This is a genomic window from Diaphorobacter sp. LR2014-1 (assembly GCF_002916785.1).
GTDB lineage: Bacteria > Pseudomonadota > Gammaproteobacteria > Burkholderiales > Burkholderiaceae_C > Diaphorobacter > Diaphorobacter nitroreducens.
The window spans coordinates 65831-73319 of the sequence record NZ_MTBE01000022.1; the positions used below are offsets into that span (position 1 = coordinate 65831).

At 59.9% G+C, this 7489-nt stretch carries 5 protein-coding genes; 2 read left to right on the plus strand and 3 right to left on the minus strand.

The window, feature by feature from the left end:
• The first annotated feature begins 114 nt into the window (after positions 1-114).
• Positions 115-2394 carry a helicase-related protein gene (locus tag BV908_RS14895; protein ID WP_103738524.1) on the plus strand — a complete coding sequence of 760 codons (2280 nt, stop codon included), beginning with the start codon at positions 115-117 and terminating at the stop codon, positions 2392-2394.
• A 144-nt stretch (positions 2395-2538) separates the two neighbouring features.
• Positions 2539-3312 (plus strand): competence protein CoiA family protein, encoded by a 774-nt coding sequence (locus tag BV908_RS14900; RefSeq protein ID WP_003050307.1) that lies wholly within the window; start codon positions 2539-2541, stop codon positions 3310-3312.
• A 66-nt stretch (positions 3313-3378) separates the two neighbouring features.
• Here the strand turns inward: BV908_RS14900 and BV908_RS14905 are convergent, their stop codons facing one another.
• From BV908_RS14905 to BV908_RS14915, 3 genes are read right to left on the minus strand one after another with little or no spacing between them, the layout of a single operon-like run.
• On the minus strand, positions 3379-5196 hold the full coding sequence (locus BV908_RS14905) for an ATP-dependent helicase (RefSeq protein ID WP_103738525.1): 1818 nt from the start codon (positions 5194-5196) through the stop codon (positions 3379-3381).
• Entirely contained in the window at positions 5180-6157 is a 978-nt protein-coding gene (locus BV908_RS14910; RefSeq protein WP_348639065.1) for a TOPRIM nucleotidyl transferase/hydrolase domain-containing protein, read from the minus strand. The genes BV908_RS14905 and BV908_RS14910 overlap by 17 nt, the downstream gene beginning before the upstream one ends.
• 36 nt (positions 6158-6193) lie before the next feature.
• The gene (locus BV908_RS14915) at positions 6194-7420 is read right to left on the minus strand and encodes an IS256 family transposase (protein ID WP_103738104.1); all 1227 of its coding nucleotides are present in this window, start codon (positions 7418-7420) and stop codon (positions 6194-6196) included.
• Between the last annotated feature and the right edge of the window lie 69 nt (positions 7421-7489).

The window sequence follows — 7489 nt, forward strand, 5'->3', positions numbered from 1 at the left end:
CCACCCAGGCCCGCACCTTCAACCTTCGGCCACGCGCCGATTCTCTTCCCACTCCGGGGCATGCCATTGCCCCGTTGGGGGTGGTGCATGCCCCATTTTCTTTGGAGCATCACCATGTCCCTCGATCTCGAAACCACTACCGCTGAAGCCACGCCCGTGCAGGGCGAACTGCTCGACGCGGAATCCAACCCTCTGACCCTGAGCCTTCAGGATTTCGTCGGCGAGTTCGGCGACGAACTGCTCGACGCCCTCAACAGCGCCAATCCGCCGGTCTATACCGGCCAACCGCAGGCGCACCGGCAAGTCATCGTCGCCAGCCTCAAGCGCAAGCTGTTCCCGGCCCAGGCCGAAGTCGTCCACGCTGCTGCCGAACTGCTGATCGACCGTGGCGAACGCGCCGCGATCGTCAACGGCGAGATGGGCTGCGGCAAGACGACCGTCGGCATCGCCACGGCCGCCGTCCTCAACGCCGAAGGCTACCGCCGCACCCTGGTGCTTTCGCCACCGCACCTTGTTTACAAGTGGCGGCGCGAGATCCAGGAGACGGTAGCGGGCGCCAAAGTGTGGGTGCTCAACGGGCCGGATACGCTCGTCAAGCTCATCAAGCTGCGTGAGCAGTTGGGTGTGCAGCCCACGGGTCAGGAGTTCTTCGTCCTGGGCCGCGTGAGGATGCGGATGGGCTTCCACTGGAAGCCCGTCTTCACCACGCGGCGCACCCGCCACGGCGACGTGGCAGCGTGCCCGGACTGCGGCACGGTCATCACCGACCTCGACGGCGAGCCGGTCAACCCGGTCGCGCTCGAAGCCGAGGAGTACCGCAGGAAGTGTGGCCATTGCGCTGCGCCCCTGTGGACGCTGATCCGCCCGAGAAGCCTGTCCGGCAGCGACCAATCCTCGGCCGTCCTCAAAGCCTTGAAGCGCATCCCGACCATCGGGGAAATCACCGCGCAGAAGCTCATGAAGCGCTTCGGTGATGGTTTCCTTGCCTCGATGTTGGGGGACAACGTGCATGAGTTCATCAACCTCATGGACGGCAACGGCGAGCTGGTGTTTTCCGACCGTCAGGCCACGCGCATGGAACGTGCGATGGCCAGCATGGAGTTTGGCTTCGGTGAGGGCGGCTACCAACCGTCCGAGTTTATCAAGAGATACCTTCCGCAAGGCACGTTCGACCTGCTCGTCGCCGACGAGGCCCATGAGTACAAGAACGGTGGCAGTGCCCAAGGCCAGGCCATGGGCGTGCTGGCGGCGAAGGCTCGCAAGACCTTGCTGCTGACCGGCACGCTGATGGGCGGCTATGGTGATGATCTCTTTCACCTGCTGTTCCGAGCCCTTCCGGGGCGGATGATCGAAGACGGCTACCGCCCGACCACGAGCGGCAGCATGACCTCGGCCGCGATGGCGTTCATGCGCGATCACGGTGTCCTGAAGGACATTTATTCCGAGAGCACCGGGACGGCGCACAAGACCGCGAAAGGCACGAAAGTCAGTGTCAGAACGGTCAAGGCCCCGGGCTTCGGCCCGAAGGGTGTGCTGCGCTGCATCCTGCCGTTCACGATCTTCCTCAAGCTCAGAGACATCGGCGGCAATGTCCTGCCGCCGTATGACGAAGAGTTTCGTGAAGTCGCGATGGACACGGCGCAAGCCGCGGCCTACCGCGATCTGGCAGGTCGGCTGACCGCGGAGCTGAAACAGGCTCTGGCGCGACGCGATACTACCTTGCTCGGTGTAGTCCTCAATGTGCTGCTGGCCTGGCCGGATTGCTGCTTCCGGTCGGAGACCGTTGTGCATCCGCGTACGCGCAACACCCTGGCGTTTGTCCCGGCTCAGTTCAACGAGTTCGAGATCAGCCCCAAGGAGCGTGAGCTGATCGACATCTGCAGGGAAGAGAAAGCACAGGGCCGCAAGGTTCTGGCCTACACCGTCTATACCGGCACGCGCGACACGACTAGCCGGTTGAAGGTATTGCTGGAGCAGGAAGGCTTCAAAGTGGCGGTACTGCGCGCAAGCGTGGATGCCAGCCGCCGCGAGGACTGGATCGCCGAGCAGTTGGACCGTGGCATCGACGTGCTCATCACCAATCCGGAGCTTGTCAAGACGGGATTGGACCTGTTGGAGTTTCCGACGATCGTGTTCATGCAGTCGGGCTACAACGTGTATTCGCTCCAGCAGGCGGCACGCCGCTCTTGGCGTATCGGGCAGAAGCTGTCCGTGCGCGTGATGTACCTGGGCTACGCCGGCTCCTCGCAGATGACCTGCCTGGAGCTGATGGCCAAGAAGATCATGGTCTCGCAGTCCACTTCGGGCGATGTACCCGAATCGGGGCTCGATGTCCTGAACCAGGATGGTGATTCCGTGGAGGTCGCATTGGCCCGGCAATTGGTAACTGCGTGATCTGCTGTCTGCCGGCATCCTTTCGGGGGTGCCGGCATTTTTCTAGGAAATTGCTGCTCGGAGGATTCGATCACCGCCCCGCTCCCAGCGCGGGGAAGGCTAAACTGATTAGACAATACCGAGATTCAAGGAGGCACTGTGGCTATGGTGATCGAAGCAGCATATGCAGATGGTACTGGTGCAGCCAACGCACTGCATATGTCTCAGGCGCAGTGGGAAGAGTTGCAACGGGCGTACTGCGTCGGTGATCTGCTGATGCCTTGCTGCAACGCTCCAGCGATTCCCAAGGTTAGTGCTAATGGGTACCCCTTCTTTGCGCATCTAGGAGGTGCGTGCAGTACTTCCGAAGAAAGCCAATGGCACCTGGCGGCCAAGATACTTGTGCGCAGCGTGCTTGAAGATCTTGGATGCCGTGCCTCGGTTGAAATGCCGGGTTCGGGTGATGCAGGTCGCTGGCAGGCTGATGTCTGGGGTGAGCGCAATGGGGTTAGGTTGGCTGTCGAGATCCAAAGATCGTATCAGTCGCTCCGTGACTACCGTAAACGCCAAGAGCGGTACCGCGAGGCGGGCGTCAAGTCTCTTTGGTTGCTGCGGCAGGAGCGATATAGCACACTCACCAAGAGCATGGGAAAGGAGCGTCTGCGCACCGAGTTTGGGGGCAAGTTCCCTTCGGCCGGCCACTTCGGCCCGTGCCTTTCTGACCTGCCGGTCGCGATGCTTGAGCTAGATCCGGCCCCAACGGTCAAGGGTGCCGGATTCTTCAACGCAACCCTTCCAAACATACTTGAAGCAGTGCTTAGTGAGCGCTTTCTTTGCATCAACGGTCTATGGTGTATCGATAACCTAGACTCGATGAATAACGCCGCCAGACTCTCGCGCGAGCGTTTTGCAGCCAATCGCTTGGCTGCAAAGATGTAGCTCGACTGTGGTGTTGCTCGACATGCGCCGACGCAGCACCGACACTCCAGATTCCCTGGTTCACACTCAAATGCCAGCGGCACGCATTCGCGCCTCCAGCTCATCAAGGAATGGCGAGCGCCCAAAGCGCATAGGGCCATAGCGGCCATCAACGAAGCCCGAATACAGCATGTGGACCTCGTCGCGAGCACGTGTGAGTCCCACATAGAAGAGCCGGCGACTTTCGCGCAACTTCTCTGGAGTTTCATTGCGCCACGGCAGATTTCCGAGGTCGAGTCCAACCATGATGACGACGTCGTACTCACAGCCCTTTGCGGAATGCAGTGTCAGCAGATTCAGGTGATCGGGCGAACCGTCCCGACCGCCCAAACTAGTGATGTCTAGCGAAGCCAGTGCACCGCCTTCGGCGAGCGCTGCCGTCATGCGATCCAGTTGCTCTTTCTGATCAGCGAGCGCCAATTCAGCCGCCAGCAGATGATCCACTACACCGTTGCGCAACGAAGCAACAAATTCTCGCGCAGGTTGCTGGTCAGCGCGCAGCTCCCATAGCAAGGCGGTTAGCTCTTGCTCTTCGCGCTTGGCCTGTGAATCGTCCAAGCTCGCCCGATGAAATGCGCGATAGCGGTCGAGTAGTCCACGCAATTGTGGGCGTCCAACACGCCAGCCACCCGCGCACCACGCCGCACAATCTTCTACCCAACTTGTTAGGGCAACCTTGCGGTAAGGTGCTGCGGTATCCACACGGATGTAATCGAGACCGCCGGTTGCCACAGCTTTAGCCACGATATCGCCTGCGCGATAGTCTTTGTATAGGATCGCGATATCGCCCAGTGTTCGTCCCGGCTTGGAGGCTAAGGCCGCCGGAATGATCTGCGCGACGGCGTGCGCAGCCTGGTCCGCCGTACCACCCGGGCGCAGGACAAATTCGATGGTCGTTTGTCGCGCAGGATCGCTCGCTTGATAGCCTCGGGCTTCTCCAAGCGCCATCTCTGACGCAGTCACGATCCCTGCACCAGAACGGTAATTTAATTGAAGCTGGACAGGCTCAATGTCTCTGCGAGCCGCCAATTCCATGAGCAACGCGCCATCAGCCCCCGTAAATCCATATATCGACTGATCCGCATCCCCGACAGCGAAAAGTCGGACACCCCCGTCGAAGGCAAGGCGTTTGACGATGCGATGCAGTGCTACACCTAAATCCTGGTACTCATCCACCGCGAGCACGGGGAATTTTGCCTGAACCAGAGGTAGTACCCAGTCGTGCTCGGCGCTCAAACGTTGGCCGAAGACAACCATGTCATCGTAGTCAATCAGCCCCTCGTCGCGCAGAGCGGCCTCGTAGGTCTCGGCCCAGGCAGCGAGTTCCTCCTCGCTACGCCAAGCGACGCTATTTCGATTGAGCACGGAACGGCGATGCCGTCCGAGGTCAATAACTTTGTACGGATGGTTCTGGCCGAAAAGCGCATCTCCAGTTTGCTTCAACAACCGATCACTGACTCGTTGAGTGGCCACCGAAAGTGGGAAAGATATGGGCAGGCCGGCCAGGCGTCCATACGGCATCAAGAGATGACGCAGACAGAACCCATGGACCGTACCAATGAAAAGATTAGGTGCCTGCTGAAGTCCCAAGCTTTCAATTCGGCGAGCGAGTTCGCGAGCGCACTCCTGGCTATAAGTGATGCACGCAACGCCACGAGGGGCCTCGACGTCTTCGGCTAGGATGCGGGCGAGCTTTAGGACGAGTGTCTTGGTCTTACCGCTCCCGGGACCGGCGAGTACCACACAATGTCCTTGAGAGTTGTAGGCTGCCAACTGACCCGGATTCCCAGCCAGTTCGGCAGCCTGAGCCAAGTAGGCTGTGCTGACACTACGCGATGGCGTCACGGATATGCTCCAGAGCGGAACGAATGTAAGCCGGACAAACGTCCTGTGACACCGACGGTGCAAGTGCCTGCGCAAACCTCCCCTTTCCGATCCTCTCGATCAATCTGAGCAGCCAGTCTTCATCAACCTGATCAGGATCGTCCACCCACTGCTGCAAGGCATTCAGAGTTTCTCTCCTTAATCGCGGCAGTTCCTCCCGAATTACCTCCTGCATGTCCTGCGCCAGTCCACCTGCAAATAGTTCGGGCTCCAACGTGTTCTCGTTGACGAAGTATCCGTACTGCTCGGCAAGCTCGATCACTTCATCCGCATCCAAGTTTTCGTGATCGACACCGCCCTCAATCACGTCAAGGACATTGATAAGCCGCCTGCGAACCAATGGATGATTACCATTGGTTGGATCCCGGTCCGTCAGGATCACATGGGGAATGTTGAGTCCTTCAGGGCCCAGTAGCTTCACATACGGGGTGAAGTTAGTCCCCCCCACCGAGCACACAGTGATTCCAAGCATATCGAGGGGAATATCGAGTACCTCGGCAAACGCGGGAACGATGAAGCGCTCGGCGTCGCCTTCGACCAGAATCACCCCCCGAGAAAAGAAAATCTCGCCGCGAGTGACGTCAATGTAACGTTGAAGATCCTCTTCATCCCGCTGCGTGAAAGGTGCGTTTGCTGTCGAGACCGCGACAGTCTTGCCTTCCGCTGTGTCATGGCGCAGCAGAACAATAGATCTGATCGGCGCAACGCTTGCGATATGTGGCGAGTGGGTTGTGAGGATTGTCGTAAGCGGAGGCTGTTCCTCACCATCTTCCGCCCCCGTGCCAAGGAAGTAACGATAGATTAGACGCTGCACGTGCGGGTGCAGGTGCGCTTCGGGCTCCTCGACTACGAAGAAGGTGTGGTCGCGCTCTCCATCGGAAACGAGGCGGTCCAGTTCGAGACTCTTCAGCGCCAGGAAGATGGGCGTGTCCGAATTTTTGTGTAAACGGTTCGGACTTCAGTTGACGGAGATGCGGTCTCCGAACTGAATGGTAAAGCGGGTCAGCGCAGCCTTCCAATCCCGGATGGGCATGGTCCACTTCTGGCTGATGTTGCGCAGGGCCAGGTAGAACAGCTTGCTCAGCGCCTCATCGCTGGGGAATGAGCCCCGGTTCTTGGTCAGCTTCCTCAGGCCCATGTTCACCGACTCGATGGCGTTGGTGGTGTAGATGACCTTGCGGATTTCCGGCGGGTAGTCAAAGAACGGGATGAGTCGGCTCCAGTTCCTGCGCCAGGACTGGCCAATGGGCAGGTACTCGGCATCCCAGCGCTCCTCGAATTCCCCGAGCATCAGCTCGGCCTCCTCGGCGGTGGCGGCCGTGTAGATGCGGCGCAGGTCGGCAGCCACCTCTTTGCGGCGCTTCCATGAGACGTAGTTCAGGCTGTGGCGCACCATGTGAACGATGCATAGTTGCACCACCGCCTTGGGAAAGACGGCCTCAATGGCGTCAGGGAAGCCCTTGAGCCCATCGACGCAGGCGATGAAGATGTCCTGCACGCCCCGGTTGCGCAACTCGGTGACCACCTGCAGCCAGAACTTGGCGCCCTCGGTCTGGGCCAGCCACAGGCCCAGCACCTCCTTGTCGCCCGTCATGGTGATGCCGATGGCCAGGTACACCGCCTTGACCCGCACCGCGCCCTCGCGCACCTTCACATGGATGCAGTCCAGATAGACGATGGGATAAATCGGCTCCAGCGGTCGGGCCTGCCAGGCCTTGACCTCGTCGGCCACGGCATCTGTCACCGAGGAAATCAGGCTGGGTGAGACCTCGGTGCCGTACATCTCTTCGAGGTGGGCCTGTATCTCGCGCACCGTCATGCCACGGGCGTACAGCGAGATGATTTTGTCGTCGAAGCCGGCCCAGCGGGTCTGGTGCTTGGGGATGAGCTGAGGCTCGAAGCTGCCATGGCGGTCGCGTGGCACTTCGATGGGCAATTCGCCGAACTCGCCCTTGAGGGTCTTCTTGCTCTTGCCGTTGCGGGTGTTGCCAGCGGGGTTGGCCACCGCCTCGTTGCGTTCATGGCCCAGGTGCTCAGTCAGCTCAGCGTCCAGGGCTCGCTCGACCAGCAGCTTGGTAAGTTGCTTGAGCAGACCGTTCTCGCCGATGAGGTCTTCGGGCTTCTTGTAGTTGGCCAGCAGGCCAGACAGCAGTTCTTCGGGTACGTCGTGTTTCTTGGTGTTCATTGTGCTTACGGACAGGCCGGCTTACGCCGGCGGTGGATTGTCCGTTTACACAAAATTCTGCACACCCTC